This is a genomic window from Albidovulum sp., assembly GCF_008933605.1.
GTDB lineage: Bacteria > Pseudomonadota > Alphaproteobacteria > Rhodobacterales > Rhodobacteraceae > Albidovulum.
Genome location: NZ_WBUS01000058.1, coordinates 1 through 19,811, shown reverse-complemented (window position 1 = coordinate 19,811; position 19,811 = coordinate 1). Strand labels below are relative to the sequence as shown.

Here is a 19,811-nt window from a genome sequence, read left to right as displayed (position 1 = left end):
CCCCGGGGGGGCGGGTCGGGCGCTGCCCGGGGTTCCCCCGGGCGGGACGCATCGAACGACGCTCATCCGCCGAGGGAAGGACGGAGGAGCGGAGTTTCATTCCACAACCTCGAGTCCGCATAGCCGCGCTACGAAAAGGTTCGCAGCGAGGACGCCAGCGGCAAACAAGGGAGTCAGCCACCAGCCGCCGATCAGCAAGAACAGGAGGAAGATCAGCACGGCGAATGGAAGGGCAAAAAATGAAGACAGCTGTGGACTGCGCCCAGTAACTACCACGAATCCTGATCTTTCTGGCGCAACCTGAACAGGCAACGCCGTCGCGCATGCTCATCCCCATGAAGATGTGGGCTGAAGCGAAAGTCCGCCATATAGGCAGCAGTGCGCGGCACGACGGGCAAGTGTAGCCACAGGCTGTTCCTGTCAACTCCCCGCCCCCATCAACTCCCGCCCGATCAGCATCCGCCGGATCTCGCTCGTCCCCGCGCCGATCTCCATCAGCTTGGCGTCGCGGAAGATGCGGGAAACGGGGGTTTCGTTCATGAAGCCCATGCCGCCCATCGCCTGCACCGCCTGATGCGCGACCGTCATCGCCTCTTCCGAGGCATAGAGCACGCAGGCGGCGGCGTCCTGGCGCGTGACCTCGCCGCGGTCGCAGGCGCGGGCGACCTCGTAGACATAGGCGCGGGCGGAGTTCATCTTGGTGTACATGTCGGCGATCTTGCCCTGCATCAGCTGGAACGACCCGATGGGCTGGCCGAACTGCTTGCGCTGGGCGAGGTAGGGCATGACCTCATCGAGGCAGGCGGCCATGATGCCGGTGCCGATGCCGGAAAGCACCACGCGCTCGTAGTCGAGGCCGGACATGAGGACGCGCACGCCCTTCCCCTCCTGCCCGAGCACGTTCTCGAACGGCACCTCGACATCCTCGAAGATGAGTTCCGCCGTGTTCGAGCCGCGCATGCCGAGCTTGTCGAAGTGCTTCGAGGTCGAGAAGCCCTTGAAGGTCTTCTCGACGAGGAAGGCGGTGATCCCCTTCGACCCGGCCTCGGGGTCGGTCTTGGCATAGACCACCAGCGTGTCGGCATCTGGCCCGTTGGTGATCCAGAACTTGGTGCCGTTCAGCAGGTAATGGCCGTTCCGCTTCTCGGCGCGGAGCTTCATCGAGACGACGTCCGATCCCGCCCCCGCCTCGGACATGGCGAGCGCGCCCACGTGCGCGCCCGAGATGAGGCCGGGCAGGTATTTCCGCTTCTGCGCCTCGCTGCCGTTGAGCTTGATCTGGTTCACGCAGAGGTTGGAATGCGCGCCGTAGGAGAGGCTGACGGACGCCGAGGCGCGGGCGATTTCCTCCAACGCGATCACATGGGCGAGATAGCCCATCCCCGCGCCGCCGTACTCCTCGGGCACCGTGATCCCGAGAAGGCCGAGATCGCCCATCTCGCGCCAGAGATCGGCCGGGAAGTGATTGCTGCGGTCGACCTCGGCCGCAAGCGGCTTCACCCGCTCCTGCGCCCAGCGGTGCACCATGTCGCGCAGCGCCTCGATTTCCTCGCCCAGGTGGAATTTCATCGACGCGGTGAACATCCGGTGCCCCCGAAGAAATGAACGTATGTTCAATTCATAGGCCCATCCGGTGAGTCGGGTCAAGAGGCCGGGGAACGCTTGGGTCGGCGCGGGCGTTGTGGCATGGTCGCGCCCAGGCCACGTTCCGGAGGTTGTCCCATGCGTCTCGCCCTTCTCCTCGCCGCCGCCCTGCCCGCGGCCTTTCCCGCCGGGGCCGAGGTCGTGGGCAAGGTCGGCGTCGACTGGGTCGGCAACGACATCGTCATCGAGGCGATCCCCGACCCCAGGGTGCAGGGCGTGACCTGCCATGTCGCCTACTTCGACCGCTCCGTGCTCGACCGCCTCAGCCAGGGCAACTGGTTCGAGGACCCGTCCTATTCCGCGCTCGACTGCCGCCAGACCGGACCGATCACGCTCGGCGACATAGATCGCGGCGCGGATGGCGAAAGCATCTTTTCCGAACGCACTTCGCTAATCTTCAAGTCGCTGCAGGTGACGCGGATCTTCGACGAGGCGAACAACACGCTGATCTATCTCGCCCATGCCTCGGAACTGACGCAAGGGTCCGGCAAGATGTCGATCTCGACCGTGCCGCTCTACGACGTGGGCCAATAGCGGGCGCTGCCGCCTCTCTCCCGTCGGCCGGTTCCGCCCCGGAGCGGTTCGGCAACAACGCGGCGCGGAGGTCAGTCGGCGGCGGGCGCCTCGGCCAGTTCCTCGCCCGACTGGAAGACGGCCGCGACCTCCTCGCGCAGGATGCGCGCGATGAACGCCACGTCGGCCTCGCTGAAGGTGAGCGGCAGGCGCAGATCGATGAGACCCGCGAGGATGCGGTCGGTCGCGGGCAGTTGCTGCGCCGGGGCATAGCGCCAGGACTCGTGGCGCGAGGTGAAGCCCTGGGGCTCAGCCGCGCCGAACCACTTCAGTTCCACCCCGCGCGCGGCCGCGCGGGCGAGCAGCGCGCGCACGCGTCCGGCGGGCCAGTCGGGCAGGAGGAACTGGAACGACGAGGCGACGTAGTCCTCGCCCGCTGGCCGTTCGATGAGCCGGAGACCCGGCGTGCCCGCAAGCCCCGCCTCCATCACCCGGTAGAGGGCGTTCCAGCGCGCGCACTGGCGCGGCAGGTCGGCAAGCTGCGGGCGCAGGATCGCGGCTCGCAGGTTGTCCATCCGCCCGGAGACGTTCGGGGTGAGATATCTCACCGCCTCGAAGGCCTCGGGCGGCGGCGCGGCGCGGTGGCGGGGGTAGAGCATGTAGCTGCCGGAAAGCAGGATCGCCCGCGCCATGAGGTCCGCGTCGTCCGAGACGATGAGCCCGCCCTCGCCGGAGTTCATGTGCTTGTAGGTCTGGGTCGAATAGCAGCCCATGACCCCGTGCCGGCCCGAGGGCACGCCCTTCCAGGCGGCCCCCATCGTATGGGCGCAATCCTCGACCACGGGCAGGCCGGCCGCGTCGCAGACCGCCATCAGCCGGTCCATGTCGCAGATATGGCCGCGCATGTGGGAAAGAAGGAGCGCCTTCGCGCCGGGCGCCTTGGCGGCGAGGTCGTCCATGTCGATGGTGAGCGCCTCGGTCGTCTCGACGAAGACGGGCGTGGCGCCAAGGGCGGCGATGGCGCCCGGCACCGGGGCCAAGGTGAAGGCGTTGGTGAGCACCGGGTCGCCGGGGCCGATGCCGAGCGCCCTAAGAGCGCAGCCGAGCGCGTAGCCGCCCGAGGCCACGGCAAGGCAGTATTTCGCCCCCGTGAAGGCCGCGAATTCCTCCTCGAGGAGGGCTGTCTCCGCGATCTCGCCCTCCGCGGTGTTGTAGCGGTGGAGCCGCCCGTGTTGCATCACGCGGAGCGCGGCGGCGATGGCGGCCTCCGGCAGCGGCTCCTGCTGGGTGAAGCTGCCGGTGAAGGTTTCGGCCTCAGCGCGGTCGCTCATGCGTCCCCCAGCGTCCGCAGGGCGAGTGCCGGCAGGTCGTCGAACCGTTCGAGAAGCGCCTCGGGGGAAAGCCGCGCCACCCCGCGCCCCTCGGGCCCGAAGGTGACGAGTGCCACCGGCACGCCGGCGGCTTCGGCCGTCCGGCGGTCGGTCTCCGTGTCGCCGATCAGCATGGACCGCGAGACGGCCCCGCCCGCGCGTTCGACCGAGGCGCGGTAGGGCGCGGGGTCGGGCTTGCGGACGGGCAGCGTGTCAGCGCCAACGAGCGAGCCGAAGAGGTGGCGCACGCCGAGCCGGTCGAGCAGGATCGCGGCCAGCCGTTCGGGCTTGTTGGTGCAGATCCCGGTGATGAAGCCGGCCTGCCGCAGCGCCTCCACCGCCAGGACGGCGCCGGGGTAGAGCACGGTCTCGCGGTCGATGCCCGCCTCGTAGAAGGCGAGAAGCCGCGCGTACTCGCGGTCCACCGCGGCCTCACCGGGGATGCCCAGCCGAGAAAAGCCTAGGCGCAGCATCGCGCGTCCGCCATGGAAAGCGGTCAAAGCATCGCCGACCGGGTCGAGCAGATCGCCGTGGCCGAGGTCGCGGAAGCAGGCGTTCGCCGCCGCGACGAGATCGGCCGAGGTATCGGCGAGCGTACCGTCCAGATCGAAGATCACCGTGCGCATGCGGCAAAGACCCCGTGCGAAGTCGCGATTGTAACCTGCCGAAAGGATGATTGATCCTCACCCTCTTTCCGGCCCACGGGGCCTTGGTTAAAACGGGCCGACGTTCGAGGAAAGCACATTCATGGCCACAGCGCTCATCATTCTTGCCGCCGGACAGGGCACGCGGATGAATTCCGACCTGCCGAAAGTCCTGCACGAGGTCGCCGGCGCGCCGCTCCTGGTCCACGCGATGACTGCCGGGGCGACGATCGCGGCGGACCGGATGATCGTCGTCACCGGCCATGGCGCAGACGCGGTCGCGGCCGCCGCACGCGCCCATGACGAGACGGTGGAAATCGCCCATCAGGCCGAACAGCGCGGCACTGGGCACGCCGTCGCCGCGGCGCTGCCGCTGCTCGAGGGTTTCGAGGGGCGTGTCATCGTGCTCTTCGGCGACACGCCGTTCATCCGGACCGGGACGCTGGAGGCGATGCTCGCAGCCTCCTCGGACGTGGTCGTGCTTGGCTTCGAGGCGGCCGAACCCGGCCGCTACGGGCGGCTCGTCACCCATGGCGGGCACCTCTACGGCATCGTCGAGTGGAAGGACGCGAACAAGGACCAGCGGGCGATCACGCTCTGCAACAGCGGTGTCATCGCGGCCGAGGCGGCGCTGTTGCGCCGGCTCGTGGCCGGGCTCGACGACAGGAATGCCTCGGGCGAGTTCTACCTGACCGACATCGTCGCCGCCGCCCGGGCCGCGGGGCTGACCGCCGAGGTCGTCACCTGTTCCGAGGCCGAGACGCTCGGCGTCAACACGCGCGCCGACCTCGCCGCGGCCGAGCGCATCTTCCAGGCGCGCAAGCGTGCCGAGATGATGGAAGATGGCGTGACCCTGACCGCGCCGGAAACGGTCTTCTTCGCCTTCGACACCGTGGTCGGGCGCGAGACGGTGATCGGGCCGAATGTCTTTTTCGGCCCCGGCGTGACCGTGGAATCGGAAGCCGAGATCCTGCCCTTCTGCCATCTCGAAGGCTGCCACATCTCGCGCGGGGCGCGCGTCGGGCCCTTCGCCCGGCTGCGCCCCGGCGCAGAACTGGCCGAGGATGTCCATGTCGGCAACTTCGTCGAGATCAAGAACGCGATCCTCGACGAGGGCGTGAAGGTCGGCCACCTCAGCTACCTCGGCGATGCCTCGGTCGGAGCGCACGCGAACATCGGCGCGGGCACGATCACCTGCAACTACGATGGCGTGATGAAGCACCGAACGGAAATCGGCGAACGTGCCTTCATCGGCTCGGACACGATGCTGGTCGCCCCGGTCAGGGTGGGTGCGCGGGCACTCACGGGCTCGGGCTCCGTCATCACCGAGGACGTGCCCGACGATGCGGTCGCCATCGGCCGGGCGCGGCAGGTGCTCAAGCCGGGCCTGGCGGTGAAATTGTTCGAAAAGCTGAAGGCGATCAAGGCCAGCAGGCGGAAAGAGACAGAATAATGTGCGGTATTGTCGGGGTGCTCGGGCACCATGAGGTTGCGCCGATTCTCGTCGAGGCGCTGAAGCGGCTGGAATACCGTGGCTACGACTCCGCCGGGATCGCGACGGTGAACCATGGCCGGCTCGACCGCAGGCGCGCGGTCGGCAAGCTCGTCAACCTCTCGGACCTCCTCGTCCACGAGCCCCTCGCCGGCAAGGCCGGGATCGGCCATACGCGATGGGCGACGCACGGCGCCGCGACCGTGGTCAACGCCCACCCGCACCGCTCCGGCCCCGTCGCGGTCGTCCACAACGGCATCATCGAGAACTTCCGCGAACTGCGTGCCGAACTCGCCGCCAAGGGGCTGACCTGCGAGACCGAGACCGACACCGAGACGGTGGCGATCCTCGCGCGTTCCTTCATCGACGCCGGATTGCCCCCGCGCGAGGCGGCAAAGGCCACGCTTGCCCGGCTGGAGGGCGCCTTCGCGCTGCTCTTCCTCTTCGACGGCGAGGAAAACCTCATGGTCGCCGCGCGCAAGGGCTCCCCGCTCGCCATCGGCTATGGCGAGGGCGAGATGTTCGTGGGCTCGGACGCCATCGCGCTCGCGCCCATGACCGACCGGATCACCTACCTCGACGAGGGCGACTTCGCCTTCGTCACCCGCGAGGGGGTCGAGATCTTCAATGCCGCCGGGGAGCGTGCCAACCGCGAGGTGACGCGCATCCAGCTCGACCAGACCCGGATCGAGAAGGCGGGCTACAAGCACTTCATGGCCAAGGAGATCGCCGAGCAGCCCGTGGTGCTGGCCGACGCCATCAGCCACTACACCGCGGGGGGCACGATCGACCTTCCCGCCGGGCTCGACTTCGCGGGCGTCGGCCGACTGACGCTCGTCGCCTGCGGCACGGCCTATTTCGCGTGCCTCACCGCGAAGTACTGGTTCGAGACCCTCGCCGGACTGCCCTGCGAGGTCGATATCGGCTCGGAGTTCCGTTACCGCGAACCGCCGCTGCCCGAGAACTCCTACGCGATCTTCGTCAGTCAGTCGGGCGAGACCGCGGACACGCTCGCGGCACTGCGCTACGCTGCGGGCAAGGTGGCGAAGGTCCTTGCCATCGTCAACGTGCCCACCTCCTCCATCGCGCGCGAGGCGGACGTGGCGCTGCCGATCCTCGCCGGGGTCGAGGTGGGCGTAGCCTCGACCAAGGCCTTCACCTGCCAGCTTCACGTCCTGCTGCTGCTCGCGCTCCAGGCGGCCCGGCAGCGGGGCCGGATCGACGACGCGACCCTGGGGCAGCACCTTGCCGACCTCGCCGCGCTGCCGGGGCTGATGAACCAGGCGCTGTCCCGCGAACCCTCCATCGCGGTGGCGGCCGCCGCCGTCGCCGAGGCGCAGGATGTCCTCTTCCTCGGCCGCGGCGCGATGTTCCCCCTGGCGCTGGAGGGCGCGCTGAAGTTGAAGGAAATCAGCTATATACATGCCGAAGGTTATGCTTCTGGCGAACTCAAGCACGGCCCGATCGCGCTCATCGACAAGACCGTGCCGGTGATCGTTCTGGCGCCGCGCGACCGGCTCTTCGACAAGACCGTGTCGAACATGCAGGAGGTGATGGCGCGTCACGGCAAGGTCGTGCTCGTCACCGATCCGGCAGGGGCGAAGGAAGCGGGCGAGGGAACCTGGAAGGTCCTCACGATGCCCGAGGCGCCGGCGCTCCTCGTCCCGATCCTCTATGCGATCCCGGCGCAGCTTCTGGCCTATCACGCCGCCGTCGCCAAGGGGACCGATGTGGACCAGCCGCGCAACCTGGCCAAATCGGTGACGGTGGAGTGAGCGTGACGCCCGACTCCGCGCTGGCGGACCTGCGGGCGCTGGCCGATCCCGGGCGCGCCGCCGGCGCCGCGGCCTACCACAAGGCCGACCGCGAGTATCTCGGGGTTCCGGTGCCGGCGGTCGCCGATCTGGCGAAGGGCTGGCGCGAGGCGCTCGACCTGTCCGGCCGGGTGGCGCTGGCCGGGGCGCTCTGGCGAAGCGACATTCACGAGGCGCGGATCGCCGCCGCAAGGCTCCTGACCCAGGCACGCATCCGCGACGACGGGCCGGTCTGGCGGCTCATCGCCTCCTGGGTGCCGGAGTTCGACGGCTGGGCCATCGCCGACCATGCCTGCGATGCGGGCGAGCGGCGGCTCGTGGCCGACCCCTCCCGCCTCGACGAGGTGGAAGGCTGGACCCGCTCACCCCACATGTGGACGCGCCGCGCCGCGCTGGTCATCACGCTGCCCTGGACGAAGCAGAACTTCCCGAAGCCCCGGGACCTCGCCATCCGCGACCGCGTCCTCGGCTGGGCCGCGACCTACGCCGACGACCGGGACTGGTTCATCCAGAAGGCGGTCGCCTGGTGGCTGCGCGACCTCTCGAAGCACGACCCGGACCGCACCCGCGCCTTCCTCGCCGCGCATGGCGCCCGGCTGAAGCCCTTTGCGCGGAAGGAGGCGGGGAAGTATCTCTGAGCCCCTGCGACGAAGGGAGCGGCCCGCACCCCTTGCCGGCGCCCCCGTCGCGGCTTACCTTTCCCCCATGGCGCCGCTCATAGACCCCTTCGCCCGCGCGATCACCTACCTGCGTGTATCCGTCACGGACCGCTGCGACTTCCGCTGCACCTACTGCATGGCCGAGCACATGCAGTTCCTGCCGAAGAAGGACCTTCTGACGCTGGAGGAGCTGGACCGTCTCTGTTCCACCTTCATCCGCCTGGGTGTAGAGAAGCTCAGGATCACCGGCGGCGAGCCGCTGGTGCGGCGCGACATCCTGACCTTCTTCCGCTCGATCTCGCGGCACCTGGAAAGCGGCGCGCTGAAGGAACTGACGCTGACCACGAACGGCTCCCAGCTTGCGCGCTTCGCCGACGACCTCGCCGCGCTCGGGGTGCGGCGCGTCAACGTCTCGCTCGACACGCTCGATCCGGCGAAGTTCGCCGCGATCACCCGCTGGGGACGCCTCGACCAGGTGATGCAGGGTATCCGCGCGGCGACGAAGGCGGGCCTGCGGGTCAAGATCAACGCCGTGGCGCTGAAGGGCTTCAACGAGGACGAGCTGTTCTCGCTTCTCGACTGGTGCGCCGGTGAGGGCCACGACCTGACCTTCATCGAGGTCATGCCGATGGGCGAGATGGGCGAGGAGATGCGGCTCGACCAGTACTGGCCGTTGAAGGACCTGCGCGCGCGGCTCGCCGAACGCTTCACGCTCACCGACCTCGCCGAACGCACCGGCGGCCCGGCCCGCTACGTTCGGATCGAGGAGACCGGCCAGAAGGTCGGCTTCATCACCCCCCTGACCCACAACTTCTGCGAAAGCTGCAACCGCGTGCGGGTCACCTGCACCGGCGAGCTTTACATGTGCCTCGGGCAGGAGGACATGGCCGACCTGCGTGCGCCCCTGCGCGCCAGCGAGGGCGACGAGCTTCTGGAGCAGGCGATCCGCGCGGCCATCGCGCGCAAGCCAAAGGGCCACGACTTCGACTATTCCCGCCAGAAGGTTGCGGGTCAGGTCTCGCGTCATATGAGCCATACCGGGGGCTGAGGATGCCCGACCTCGCCCGGTTCCACGATGCGCAGGCAGGGAGCTTCGCCACCGCGCTTGCCGAATTGCGGTCCGGGCGGAAGCTCAGCCACTGGATGTGGTTCATCTTTCCGCAACTGGCCGCGCTCGGTCGATCCGCCACGGCGCTGCACTTCGGCATCGCCGATCTTGCCGAGGCGCGCAGCTATCTCGCCGACCCCGTACTCCGCGACCGGCTCGACACCTGCGCCGACGCCATCCTCGCCCATGCGGACGAGCCGGCGCAGACGATCCTCGGCACGGTGGACGCGCTGAAGCTGCGTTCCTCGGCCACGCTCTTCGCCCTTGCCGGAGAAGGCACGGAGACTGGCGCGCGGATGGAACGCGTACTCGACGCCTTCTACGGCGGGGAACCCTGTGCGCTCACGCTCGGGTTTCTCGCGCGGGCGCTGACACCGGACTAGCGGCGACCGCCCTGCCTGCGGGGGCCGTCACGCTGCGGGCATCCGCGTCTCGACCATCCCGGCATACCAGCTCGACCCGAAGGGGATCGCGTTGTCGTCGAAGTTGTAGGCCGGATGATGCACCATCGCGGTGTCACCGTTGCCGAGGAAGATGTAGGCGCCGGGCCGTTCGTTCAGCATGAAGCTGAAATCCTCTGCCCCCATGAGCGGCGCCGTGTCGGTGTCGACCTTGCCCGAGACCGCGCGCGCGACCTCGGCGGCAAACCCGGTGTTTGCCGGCGTGTTCATCGTCACCGGATAGCCGCGGCGGTAGTCGACCGAGGCCGTGGCGCCGAAGGCGAGCGCGGTCGCCTCGCAGATGGTCTTCACCCGCGCCTCGACAAAATCCTGGACGCCATGATCCATGGTCCGCACGGTGCCCTTCAGGTGCACGGTCTGAGGAATCACGTTGTAGGCCTCGCTCTCGGTGCGGAAGGTGCAGACGGAGACGACGACCTGCTTCAGCGGATCGACATTGCGCGAGGCGATGGACTGTAGCGCGAGAACGATATGGGCCGCCACCAGCGTCGTATCGATGCAGTCGTGGGGCTTCGCCGCATGGCCGCCCTTGCCGGTCACGATCACGTCGAACTGGTCGGCTGCCGCCATCATCGCGCCCTCGCGGATCGCGAAGGTCCCGACCGGGATGCCGGGCATGTTGTGCATTCCGTAGACTTCCTGGATGCCCCACCGTTCCATCATCCCGTCCTTGACCATCTCGCGGCCGCCGCCACCGCCCTCCTCGGCGGGCTGGAAGATCACGACGGCCGTGCCGTCGAAGTTGCGCGTCTCGGCGAGGTACTTCGCCGCGCCGAGCAGCATGGCGGTATGGCCGTCGTGGCCGCAGGCATGCATCTTGCCCTGCGTCTTCGATGCATAGGGCAGCCCCGTCTGCTCGATGATCGGCAGCGCGTCCATGTCGGCCCTGAGCCCGATCACCCGGCCCTTCGTATCGGTCCGGCCGCGGATCACGCCGACGACGCCGGTCTGGCCGATCCCCTCCACCACCTCGTCGCAGCCGAAGCCGCGCAGGAGGTCGGCGACCTTTCCGGCTGTGCGATGGACCTCGAAGAGAAGCTCGGGGTTCTCGTGGAGGTCGCGGCGCCAGGCGGTGATCTCGGGCAGGAGTTCGGCAAAGCGGTTCTTGACGGGCATCGGTCGGTCATCCCTGTGAGTGATCGGGGCGCAAGGATGCACCCGGCTGGGATCGTCGGCCAATCGGCGCCACTCCGCAAGGGGGCTCAGGCCCGGTCGCGGATCCCGTACCAGGTATAGGCGAGCGGCAGGAGCAGGCGGCGGAGCGCGCCGAAGGGAAAGCGCGCGGGCGGTTGTGCCATGACGGCCGGCGCCCTGCCCTGTCCGGTGGCCAGCCGCGCCAGCAACCCGCCCGACCAGGTGCCGAGCGCGACGCCGTTGCCGTGCCATGCAAAGCCGGCCCAGGCGTTCGGCCAGTCACCGATCGGCCCGACATAGGGCGTGAGCGGCCGCGTGAGGCAGACGAAGCCGGACCAGAAATGCGGGGTCTCCACCTTCGCCCAGGCCGGGAACATCGCCTCGAAGTCGGCCCGCGCATGGGCGCGCATGGCCTCCTGCGCGGCCGGCCCCGCGCTGGTACCGCCGCGAAGACCGAAGAGGAAGCGGCGGTTCGGCATCAGCCGGAAGTAATGGAGGAGCCTGCGCGTGTCGTAGGACATGGTCTGCGACGACCAGCCCTGAGACGCGATCTCCTCCGCCGTCAGTTCGCGGGTGACGAGGATCGCCGACTGCGCCGGCAGATAGCGCCCGGCCATCCAGTCGGGCACGTCCTCGGACGAATATCCGTTCGTCGCGACAATGAGTTTCTTCGCCCTGAGCCGCCCGCGCGCGGTGCGGAGCACGTAGTCGCCCCCCTCCCGCGAAATGCCCTCGACGGGCGAGTTCTCGTAGATGCGCACGCCTTCTGACTTGGCGGCCTGACCGAGCCCGAGGACGTATTTCAGCGGGTTGAGCGCGAAGCCCAGTTCCATCCTGAGCCCGCCGTGAAAGCCCGTGCCGCCCATGCCGATGACGGCAAGGTCGGCCGGCCCGAAAAGCTCGGCCTTCACGCCGTAGTCGCGGGGAATTTCGACCACGTCGTCCTTCAGGATCTCGAATTCGCGGGCGGAATGCGCCAGGGCCATCTCGCCTTCGTGGGAATGGGCGTCGGCGGCGATCCCGTAGCGGGCGAGGATCTCGCGCACGGCATCGGGCGTTTCCTTCTGCACGCCATGCCATTCATCGAGCCCCGCCTGGCCGAAGCGGTGCCGGAGGGTGGCGACGTCGGCCTTGGTGCCGCCGATGGAAGCGAAGCCGCCGTTGCGGCCCGAGGCGCCCCAGCCGATGCCTTCGGCCTCCACCACCGCCACGTCGGCGCCGGCATCGCGCGCCAGATGCAGCGCGGCCGAAAGGCCGGTGAAGCCCGCGCCGAGCACCGCCACTTCGGCGCGGACCTCGCCCTCCACCGCGCCCCCGCGCGGCGGTCGAGGGATGGTCGTGTCCCAGTAGCACCGCTCCACGGGGCCTTGGGTATAGGCGTGGGGTTCGTAGATGCGCCGCATCCTGTCCTCAGGTCGTCCGGACCGCTGCCTGTTCCTCCGCCCGCTGCCGCGCGATCGACCGCTTGGACACGAGCGAGGCGGTGATCACCCCCACCGTCACGATGCCGATCATGATGGTGGACAGCGCGTTGATCTCGGGGCTGACCCCGAGGCGCACCGAGGAGAAGATCTTCATCGGCAGCGTGGTGGACGAAGGCCCGGCGGCGAAGGAGGCGATCACCAGATCGTCGAGCGACAGGGTAAAGGCAAGAAGCCAGCCGGAGATGACCGCCGGCGCGATGATCGGCAGGGTGACCGAGCGGAAGGCATCGAAGGGCGTGCACCCGAGGTCGAGCGCCGCCTCCTCCAGCGACTTGTCGAAGGTGACGAGCCGGGAGGAGACGACGACCGAGACGAAGCACATCGTGAAGGTCGTGTGCGCCAGCACGATCGTGGTCACGCCCCGGTCGAGGCCGATGGCGATGAAGAGGAGCAGCATGGCGAGGCCGGTGATCACCTCGGGCATGACGATGGGCGCATAGACCATGCCGGAAAAGAGCGTCCTGCCCGTGAACCGCCCGGCCCGCACCAGCACGTAGGCCGCCATCGTGCCGAGGATCGTCGCAAGGGTGGAGGACAGCACCGCCACCTTCAGCGTCACCCAGGCCGCGTCGAGAAAGGCCTGGTTGCCCAGAAGCTCGCCATACCATTTCGTCGAGAATCCCGCCCAGACGGTAACGAGCTTCGACGCGTTGAAGGAAAAGATGACGAGGATCACCATCGGCAGGTAGAGGAACGCGAAGCCGAGTGTCAGCGAAGTCGCGTTGAACCAGGAAAAGCGGCGGTTCATAGCCCGGCCTCCCGCTGCTTCTGTTCGTTGCGCTGGAAGAGGATGATCGGAACGATGAGCAGGAGGAGGAGCACCACCGCCACCGCCGAGGCCACCGGCCAGTCGCGGTTGGCGAAGAACTCGTCATAGAGCGTCTTGCCGATCATCAGCGTTTCGTTGCCGCCAAGGATCGAGGGGATGACGAATTCGCCGAGCGCGGGGATGAACACGAGGAAGCATCCCGCGATCACGCCGGGACGCGACAGCGGGAAGGTGACGAGCCAGAAGGCCTGGATCCGCGTGCAGCCGAGGTCCTCGGCCGCCTCGATCAGCGAGATGTCGAGCTTCTCGAGCGCGGCATAGATCGGCAGGATCATGAACGGCAGGTAGGTATAGACGATGCCGATGTAGACCGCCGTGTTGGTGTTCAGGATGGTCAGGGGCTGGCTGATGATTCCGGTCCACATCAGGATCTGGTTCAGGAACCCCTCGCCCGAAAGGATGCCGATCCAGGAATAGACGCGGATCAGGAACGAGGTCCAGAACGGCAGGATGACCAGCATCATCAGCGTCGGGCGCCATTCGTCGGGCGCCTGCGCCATGCCATAGGCGATCGGATAGGCGACGAGGAGCGTGATGAAGGTGGAGATCGCCGCGATCTTGAGGCTCGAGAGGTAGGCCTTGATGTAGAGCGCGTCCGAGGCGAGGAAGGTGAAATTCTCGAAGTCCAGCCCGTCGAGGAACTCCTTCACCCCCGCCCAGCCCTGCGACAGGTCGAGCGTCGGCGTGTAGGGCGGGATCGAGATCGCGTAGTCCGAAAGCGCGATCTTGAAGACGATGCCGAAGGGCACGAGGAAGAAGAACGCGAGCCAGGCGTAGGGCGTGGCGATGAGGAAGAGCCGGCGCAGGTTCATGGCCCCTCCCCTCAGTGCAGCAGGAGGACGCCGGCCGTGTCCGTGAAGGACAGGAAGACCGGGTCGTCCCAGGTGATGTCACGCCGCGCGATTCGCCGTTCGTTGGCGACCTGCGCCTTGATCATGCGTCCGCCCGCGACCTCCACCTTGTAGGTGGAGATATTGCCGAGATAGGCGATGTCGTGGACCTTGCCCTCGACCACGTTGGCACGCCCCTCGGGACGTTCCCGGGCGATGGCGACCTTCTCGGGGCGGATCGCGAAGTAGACCTTCGTTCCCTGGTCCACCTTCTCGGTGGACGTGGCGAGAATCTCGGGCTGCCCTTCGGCCCATGAGATCGCGTACCGGTCGTCGCCCTTGCGGGTGGCGCGGCCCTCGACGATGTTCACGTCGCCGATGAAGTCCGCGACGTAAACGGAGTTCGGGGTTTCATAAATACGGCCCGGCGTATCGACCTGGATCATCTTGCCGTGGTCCATGACCGCGACGCGGCTCGCCACCGTCATCGCCTCTTCCTGGTCGTGGGTCACGATCACGAAGGTGGTGCCGGTCTTTTCCTGGATGTCCATCAGTTCGAACTGCGTGTCCTGGCGGAGCTTCTTGTCGAGCGCGCCCAGGGGCTCGTCGAGCAGCAGGAGTTTCGGCGCCTTGGCGAGCGAGCGGGCGAGCGCCACGCGCTGGCGCTGGCCGCCCGAGATCTGGTGCGGCTTGCGCTTCGCGAACTTCTCGAGCCGGGTGAGGCGCAGCATCTCCTCCACCCGCGCCGGAATCTTCTCCTTCGGCATGTCGGACCGCTTCAGCCCGAAGGCGATGTTGTCCCAGACCGTGAGATGCGGGAAGAGCGCGTAGCTCTGGAACATCATGTTGGTTTCCCGCCTGTTCGGCGGGATCGGCGCCTGGTCCACCCCGTCGAGCAGGATCGTGCCGTCCGTCGGCGTCTCGAAGCCCGCGAGCATCCGCATCAGAGTGGTCTTGCCGCAGCCGGAGGGCCCGAGCAGCGCGAAGAACTCGCGCCGGAAGATGTCGAGCGTGAGATTGTCGATCGCGACGAACTCGCCGAACTTCTTCGTCACGTTCTGGAAGCGGATCAGCGGCTTCTGGTCGGGGTCGAGCCAGGGGGCGAAGACAGGCCGGTTGGCTGGTTGCGCCATGATGTTCCCTCGTCATGTGAAACGCCCCGCGCCGTGGGGCGCGGGGCGAAGGGTCTGTCCGGTCTCAGGTGCCGGACTTGATCTTGGTCCAGAGCCGCGTCACGTCGCGGTTGACCTTCGGATCCCAGGGCGAGGTCGTGTAGAGGTTCGCCGTCGTCTCCGCGTCCGGATAGATCGCGGTGTCGCCGATCACGTCCTCGTTCAGGAACTCCTGCGACGCCTTGTTGCCGTTCGCGTAGTAGACGTAGTTGGACGCGGCGGCGGCGTTTTGGGCGTCCATGATGAAGTTCAGGAACTTGTGCGCGGCGTCCGGGTTCGGCGCATCGGCCGGGATCGCCATCTGGTCGAACCACATCAGCGCGCCTTCCTTCGGGATGTGATACTCGATCTCGGCCCCGTTGTTGGCTTCCGCCGCCCGGTCGCGCGCCTGCAGGATGTCACCCGACCAGCCGAAGGCCATGCAGATGTCGCCGTTGGCAAGCGCGTTGATGTATTCGGACGAATGGAACTTCAGCACATGGGGCGCGATCGCGGTCAGGACCGGTTCCACCTTCGCGATGGTTTCAATGTCCTGCGCGTCCGGGTCCTCGCCGATGTACTTCAGCGCGGCCGGGATGATCTCGGTCGGCGCATCGAGGACATGCACGCCGCAGGTCGCGAGCTTCTCCATGTTCGCGGGATCGAAGAGGAGCGCGAGCGAGTTGACGGGCGCGTCCTCGCCCAGCACTTCCTTCACCTTGCCGACGTTGATGCCGATGCCGGTGGTGCCCCACATGTAGTTGATGGAGTACTCGTTGCCGGGATCGTACTTCGCCGTGCGCTCCTGGATCACGTCCCACATGTTGGCGAGGTTCGGCAGCTTCGACTTGTCGAGCTTCTGGAAGGCGCCGGCCTGGACCTGCCGCTGCAGGAACGAGCCGCTCGGGACGACGACGTCGTAGCCCGAGGCGCCGGCCAGCATCTTCGTCTCGAGAATCTCGTTGGAATCGAAGACGTCGTAGATGAGCTTGATGCCGGTCTCCTCTTCGAACTTGGCCAGAAGCGCCTCGTCGATGTAGTCGGACCAGTTGTAGACATGGACCTCTTCGGCCCCGGCGGCGCCGGCCGCCAGGAGTGCGGCCGCAGCCACCATGGTTTTCCTGAGTCTCATAGTACCTCCTTGGTGGGCTGGAGTGGCCAGCCCGACAGTTTCAACGGTCCGATCGCGGCCGCCGCTTGTTGTTCGGTCATTTTGATCAAATTTTGCGACTCATTTCAACATGGCTTTTCCGCGGCGCGCAATCTATTATGAAGATACGGATTTTCGCGCCTCCCCTGTCAAGGAACGGGAATGAAAAACCTTCGTGAGAGAGACGAGTCGCCCAGAAAAGTTCCAACCCATGAAATCACGTACTGCCGTCTCCGCGACATGATTCTCTTCGGCCAGCTCGCCCCCGGCCAGCCTGTGACGATCCAGGGCCTGACCACGATGCTGGATGCCGGCATGACGCCGGTGCGCGAGGCCATCCGCAAGCTGACGGCCGAGGGCGCGCTGGAATTGCAGGGCAACCGCCGCGTCTCGGTTCCCCAGCTCACCGCCTCGCAGCTCGACGAGATCGCCTTCGCCCGCCTCACGATCGAGCCGAAGCTCGCCCACATGGCGGCAAAGCGTCTGGAAACGAAGGATATCAACGAGTTGGCGCAGATCGACGCCGACATCGACCAGGCCATCGCCGCGGGCGACGTGCAGCGCTATCTGCTGGGCAACTACCGCTTCCACGTAACGCTCTACGAACGCGCGGACGCGCCGATCCTCCTCTCGATGGTGCATTCGCTCTGGCTCCGTTTCGGCCCCTCGCTCCGCGTCGTCTGCGGACGCTACGGCACCTCGAACCTGCCCGACCGCCACGGCGAGGCGCTTGCGGCAATGCGCGCGGGCGATGCCGAGGCCCTGTCCCGTGCCCTGAAGGAAGACATCGAACAGGGAATCGACCAGGTGCGGCTCTCGCTCGCCGCGTGAATAATTTGATCAAATTTGGTTGACAGGAAATCTTTTGATCATATCCTGAGAGCGAGTCACGGCCTGACCCGCCTCCCCTTCGCCCATGCGGCCGGGATCGCGCCAGGACCGTCCCCGACGCCCGAATGACGCGAGAGAGCCCATGACGCAGATCACCAACCACCTGCCGACGAAAGAGCTTCAGGCGCTCGACGCCGCCCACCACATGCATCCCTTCACCGAGGGCGCGGCGCTGGCGCGGAAGGGCGCGCGGATCATCACCCGGGCGAAGGGCGTCTACCTGACCGACAGCGAGGGCCACCAGATCCTCGACGGCATGGCGGGCCTCTGGTGCGTGAACGTCGGCTACGGCCGCAAGGACCTCGCCGAGGTCGCCGCGCGCCAGATCGAGGAGCTTTGCTACTACAACACCTTCTTCCAGACCTCGCACGTCCCTGCCATCGCCCTTGCGGCCGAGATCGCGAAACTGGCGCCCGGCGACCTGAACCACGTCTTCTACGCCGGCTCCGGCTCCGAGGCGAACGACACCAACATCCGCCTCGTCCGCCGCTACTGGGACGTGAAGGGCAAGCCGGAAAAGAAGGTCATCATCAGCCGCAAGAACGGCTACCACGGCTCCACCATGGGCGGCGCCTCGCTTGGCGGCATGTCGCCGATGCATGCGCAGGGCGGCCTTCCGATCCCGGACATCGTGCATATCGGCCAGCCGCACTGGTGGGCCGAGGGCGGCGACATGACGCCCGAGGAATTCGGCCTGATGCGCGCCCGCGAGCTTGAGGCGAAGATCGAGGAGCTTGGCGCCGACCGCGTCGCCGCCTTCATTGGCGAGCCGATCCAGGGCGCCGGCGGGGTGATCGTGCCGCCCGCGACCTACTGGCCCGAGATCCAGCGGATCTGCGACAAGTACGGCATCCTCCTCATCGCCGACGAGGTCATCACCGGCTTCGGGCGGACCGGCAACTGGTTCGGCAGCCAGACGATGGGCATCCGGCCGCACATCATGACCATCGCCAAGGGGCTTTCGTCCGGCTACGCGCCGATCGGCGGCTCGGTCATCTGCGACGAGGTGCACGAGACGATCGCCGGCTCGGGCGACGACTTCAACCACGGCTACACCTATTCCGGCCACCCCGTCGCGGCCGCCGTGGCGCTGAAGAACCTCGAACTGATCCAGGAGGAGAACATCCTTCATCACGTGAAGAAGGTCGCCCATCCCTACCTAATGGAACGCTGGCAGGCGCTCGCCGATCACCCGCTCGTGGGCGAGGCCAAGCTCGTCGGCCTCATGGGCTCCATCGCGCTCACGCCCGATAAGGCGACTCGGGCGAAGTTCGCCTCCGAGGCCGGCACGGTCGGCCTGCGCTGCCGCGAGCGCTGCTTCGCCAACAATCTCGTGATGCGCCATGTCGGCGACCGGATGATCATCTCGCCGCCTCTGGTAATCACGCCGTCCGAGATCGACGTTCTGATCGAACGGGCCACGAAGTCGCTCGACGAATGCTATGCGGGCCTGAAGTCCGACGGGCTTCTCGTCGCGGCCTGACGGCGGTGGCCCGATGGCCCGCCTCGATGTTCTGACGGCAAACGACAGGGCCGGGGAATATCCCCGGTCCTGGTATGCCGAGACGGCGGCCCCGCTTCCGCCGTTCCCGGCGGCGGCGGGCGACCTCGCCTGCGACGTCTGCATCGTCGGCGGGGGCTTCACCGGCCTGTCCGCCGCCCTGCACCTGGCCGAGCGCGGCTACGATGTCGTCCTGCTCGACGCGCATCGCGTCGGCTGGGGCGCCTCGGGGCGCAACGGCGGCCAGGTCGGCACTGGCCAGCGGCTCGACCAGGACGCGCTGGAAGGGACGGTGGGCAAGGCGCACGCCCGCGCGCTCTGGGACCTCGCACAGGAGGCGGTGGCGCTGACCCGCGCGCTCGCCGCCCGCCATGCGCCGGAGGCCGGCTGGGCCGACGGCATCATCCACGCCTGCCACCGCCCGCGCCACGTTCCCCATGCCCGCGCCTATGCGGAGAGGATGGCGCGCGACTATGGCTACGACCTGATCCGCCCGCTGGACCGCGAGGAGTTGCGCGCGCTCGTCGGCTCGCCGGCCTATCATGGCGGCGACATCGACATGGGCGGCGGCCACCTCCATCCCCTGCGCTACGCGCTCGGGCTCGCCCGCGCGGCGGCGGCGGCGGGCGTGCGCATCCACCAACATTCCACCGTCCGCCGGATCGGGGACAGCGATCCCGCCGTCGTGGAGACCGACGCCGCGCGCATCACCGCGCGCCACGTCCTGCTCGCCTGCAACGGCTACCTCGGCCACCTCGAGGCCCGGACCGCGGCCCGCGTCATGCCGATCAACAACTTCATCGTCGCGACCGAGCCCCTCTCGCCCGAGGCCCGCAAGGCCGTGCTCAGCGCCGACCATGCCGTCGCCGACAGCAAGTTCGTCATCAACTATTTCCGCTTCTCCGAGGACAACCGCCTACTCTTCGGCGGCGGCGAAAGCTACGGCTATCGCTTTCCCGACATCGCGCGCCTCGTCCGCAAGCCGATGGTGGAGATCTTCCCGCAACTTCGGGATGCGAAGATCACCCATGCCTGGGGCGGCACGCTCGGCATCACCTTAAACCGGATGCCGCATTTCGAGCGGCTGACGGGCAATATCCTCACCGCGTCCGGCTATTCCGGCCACGGTGTGGCGC

The 19,811-nt window shown here is 67.6% G+C and carries 18 protein-coding genes; 9 read left to right on the top strand and 9 right to left on the bottom strand.

What is annotated here, in order from left to right; all coding sequences use genetic code 11:
• Positions 1-420: 420 nt before the first annotated feature.
• A complete protein-coding gene (locus tag F9K34_RS09620) occupies positions 421-1,584 on the bottom strand; it encodes an isovaleryl-CoA dehydrogenase (protein WP_291336743.1) in 1,164 nt (387 codons plus the stop codon).
• Between the two features lie 138 nt (positions 1,585-1,722).
• Here F9K34_RS09620 and F9K34_RS09615 point away from each other — a divergent pair, with 138 nt between their 5' ends.
• Complete coding sequence (locus F9K34_RS09615) at positions 1,723-2,178, top strand: CreA family protein (RefSeq protein WP_291336742.1); 456 nt, start codon at positions 1,723-1,725, stop codon at positions 2,176-2,178.
• A 71-nt stretch (positions 2,179-2,249) separates the two neighbouring features.
• Here F9K34_RS09615 and F9K34_RS09610 read toward each other — a convergent pair whose 3' ends face one another.
• Positions 2,250-3,488, bottom strand: a complete 1,239-nt coding sequence (locus F9K34_RS09610; RefSeq protein ID WP_291336741.1) for a DegT/DnrJ/EryC1/StrS family aminotransferase — start codon at positions 3,486-3,488, stop codon at positions 2,250-2,252.
• A complete protein-coding gene (locus tag F9K34_RS09605) occupies positions 3,485-4,153 on the bottom strand; it encodes an HAD-IA family hydrolase (protein ID WP_291336740.1) in 669 nt (222 codons plus the stop codon). Before F9K34_RS09605 ends, F9K34_RS09610 begins: the two co-directional genes overlap by 4 nt.
• Before the next feature lie 121 nt (positions 4,154-4,274).
• On the opposite strand from F9K34_RS09605, the gene glmU reads away from it, so the two are divergent.
• The 5 genes from glmU to F9K34_RS09580 all read left to right on the top strand — a co-directional run bounded on the left by glmU (position 4,275) and on the right by F9K34_RS09580 (position 9,627).
• Positions 4,275-5,624: a bifunctional UDP-N-acetylglucosamine diphosphorylase/glucosamine-1-phosphate N-acetyltransferase GlmU gene (gene glmU / locus F9K34_RS09600; protein ID WP_291336739.1), complete on the top strand. Its 1,350-nt coding sequence runs from the start codon at positions 4,275-4,277 to the stop codon at positions 5,622-5,624.
• Positions 5,624-7,438, top strand: coding sequence for a glutamine--fructose-6-phosphate transaminase (isomerizing) (gene glmS, locus F9K34_RS09595; RefSeq protein ID WP_291336738.1), 1,815 nt, complete (start codon positions 5,624-5,626; stop codon positions 7,436-7,438). Before glmU ends, glmS begins: the two co-directional genes overlap by 1 nt.
• Before the next feature lie 2 nt (positions 7,439-7,440).
• Positions 7,441-8,115, top strand: coding sequence for a DNA alkylation repair protein (locus F9K34_RS09590; protein ID WP_291336745.1), 675 nt, complete (start codon positions 7,441-7,443; stop codon positions 8,113-8,115).
• A gap of 67 nt (positions 8,116-8,182) precedes the next feature.
• Entirely contained in the window at positions 8,183-9,184 is a 1,002-nt protein-coding gene (gene moaA, locus F9K34_RS09585; RefSeq protein WP_291336737.1) for a GTP 3',8-cyclase MoaA, read from the top strand.
• 2 nt (positions 9,185-9,186) lie between these two features.
• Positions 9,187-9,627: a DUF1810 domain-containing protein gene (locus tag F9K34_RS09580; protein ID WP_291336736.1), complete on the top strand. Its 441-nt coding sequence runs from the start codon at positions 9,187-9,189 to the stop codon at positions 9,625-9,627.
• 27 nt (positions 9,628-9,654) lie between these two features.
• On the opposite strand, the gene F9K34_RS09575 is transcribed toward F9K34_RS09580, so the two are convergent.
• The 6 genes from F9K34_RS09575 to F9K34_RS09550 form a co-directional block, all read right to left on the bottom strand.
• On the bottom strand, positions 9,655-10,821 hold the full coding sequence (locus tag F9K34_RS09575; protein WP_291336735.1) for a M20 aminoacylase family protein: 1,167 nt from the start codon (positions 10,819-10,821) through the stop codon (positions 9,655-9,657).
• Between the two features lie 86 nt (positions 10,822-10,907).
• The gene (locus F9K34_RS09570) at positions 10,908-12,242 is read right to left on the bottom strand and encodes an NAD(P)/FAD-dependent oxidoreductase (protein WP_291336734.1); all 1,335 of its coding nucleotides are present in this window, start codon (positions 12,240-12,242) and stop codon (positions 10,908-10,910) included.
• Between the two features lie 7 nt (positions 12,243-12,249).
• Positions 12,250-13,071, bottom strand: coding sequence for an ABC transporter permease (locus tag F9K34_RS09565; protein WP_291336733.1), 822 nt, complete (start codon positions 13,069-13,071; stop codon positions 12,250-12,252).
• The gene (locus tag F9K34_RS09560) at positions 13,068-13,958 is read right to left on the bottom strand and encodes an ABC transporter permease (protein WP_291336744.1); all 891 of its coding nucleotides are present in this window, start codon (positions 13,956-13,958) and stop codon (positions 13,068-13,070) included. Before F9K34_RS09560 ends, F9K34_RS09565 begins: the two co-directional genes overlap by 4 nt.
• 17 nt (positions 13,959-13,975) lie before the next feature.
• Positions 13,976-15,115, bottom strand: a complete 1,140-nt coding sequence (locus F9K34_RS09555; RefSeq protein ID WP_291336732.1) for an ABC transporter ATP-binding protein — start codon at positions 15,113-15,115, stop codon at positions 13,976-13,978.
• Between the two features lie 64 nt (positions 15,116-15,179).
• Positions 15,180-16,265, bottom strand: coding sequence for a polyamine ABC transporter substrate-binding protein (locus F9K34_RS09550; RefSeq protein ID WP_291336731.1), 1,086 nt, complete (start codon positions 16,263-16,265; stop codon positions 15,180-15,182).
• 180 nt (positions 16,266-16,445) lie between these two features.
• Between F9K34_RS09550 and F9K34_RS09545 the strand changes: the two genes are divergently transcribed.
• The 3 genes from F9K34_RS09545 to F9K34_RS09535 all read left to right on the top strand — a co-directional run.
• Positions 16,446-17,114, top strand: coding sequence for a GntR family transcriptional regulator (locus F9K34_RS09545; protein WP_291336730.1), 669 nt, complete (start codon positions 16,446-16,448; stop codon positions 17,112-17,114).
• A 142-nt stretch (positions 17,115-17,256) separates the two neighbouring features.
• Complete coding sequence (locus tag F9K34_RS09540; protein ID WP_291336729.1) at positions 17,257-18,657, top strand: aspartate aminotransferase family protein; 1,401 nt, start codon at positions 17,257-17,259, stop codon at positions 18,655-18,657.
• 13 nt (positions 18,658-18,670) lie between these two features.
• The coding region (locus tag F9K34_RS09535) for an NAD(P)/FAD-dependent oxidoreductase (RefSeq protein WP_291336728.1) at positions 18,671-19,811 on the top strand (1,141 nt) is incomplete at its 3' end.

Coding starts and splice junctions, on each gene's coding strand:
- F9K34_RS09620 (WP_291336743.1), bottom strand. CDS start 1,584: ATGTTCACCGCGTCGATGAAATTCCACCTGGGCGAGGAAATCGAGGCG.
- F9K34_RS09615 (WP_291336742.1), top strand. CDS start 1,723: ATGCGTCTCGCCCTTCTCCTCGCCGCCGCCCTGCCCGCGGCCTTTCCC.
- F9K34_RS09610 (WP_291336741.1), bottom strand. CDS start 3,488: ATGAGCGACCGCGCTGAGGCCGAAACCTTCACCGGCAGCTTCACCCAG.
- F9K34_RS09605 (WP_291336740.1), bottom strand. CDS start 4,153: ATGCGCACGGTGATCTTCGATCTGGACGGTACGCTCGCCGATACCTCG.
- glmU (WP_291336739.1), top strand. CDS start 4,275: ATGGCCACAGCGCTCATCATTCTTGCCGCCGGACAGGGCACGCGGATG.
- glmS (WP_291336738.1), top strand. CDS start 5,624: ATGTGCGGTATTGTCGGGGTGCTCGGGCACCATGAGGTTGCGCCGATT.
- moaA (WP_291336737.1), top strand. CDS start 8,183: ATGGCGCCGCTCATAGACCCCTTCGCCCGCGCGATCACCTACCTGCGT.
- F9K34_RS09580 (WP_291336736.1), top strand. CDS start 9,187: ATGCCCGACCTCGCCCGGTTCCACGATGCGCAGGCAGGGAGCTTCGCC.
- F9K34_RS09575 (WP_291336735.1), bottom strand. CDS start 10,821: ATGCCCGTCAAGAACCGCTTTGCCGAACTCCTGCCCGAGATCACCGCC.
- F9K34_RS09570 (WP_291336734.1), bottom strand. CDS start 12,242: ATGCGGCGCATCTACGAACCCCACGCCTATACCCAAGGCCCCGTGGAG.
- F9K34_RS09565 (WP_291336733.1), bottom strand. CDS start 13,071: ATGAACCGCCGCTTTTCCTGGTTCAACGCGACTTCGCTGACACTCGGC.
- F9K34_RS09555 (WP_291336732.1), bottom strand. CDS start 15,115: ATGGCGCAACCAGCCAACCGGCCTGTCTTCGCCCCCTGGCTCGACCCC.
- F9K34_RS09550 (WP_291336731.1), bottom strand. CDS start 16,265: ATGAGACTCAGGAAAACCATGGTGGCTGCGGCCGCACTCCTGGCGGCC.
- F9K34_RS09545 (WP_291336730.1), top strand. CDS start 16,446: ATGAAAAACCTTCGTGAGAGAGACGAGTCGCCCAGAAAAGTTCCAACC.
- F9K34_RS09540 (WP_291336729.1), top strand. CDS start 17,257: ATGACGCAGATCACCAACCACCTGCCGACGAAAGAGCTTCAGGCGCTC.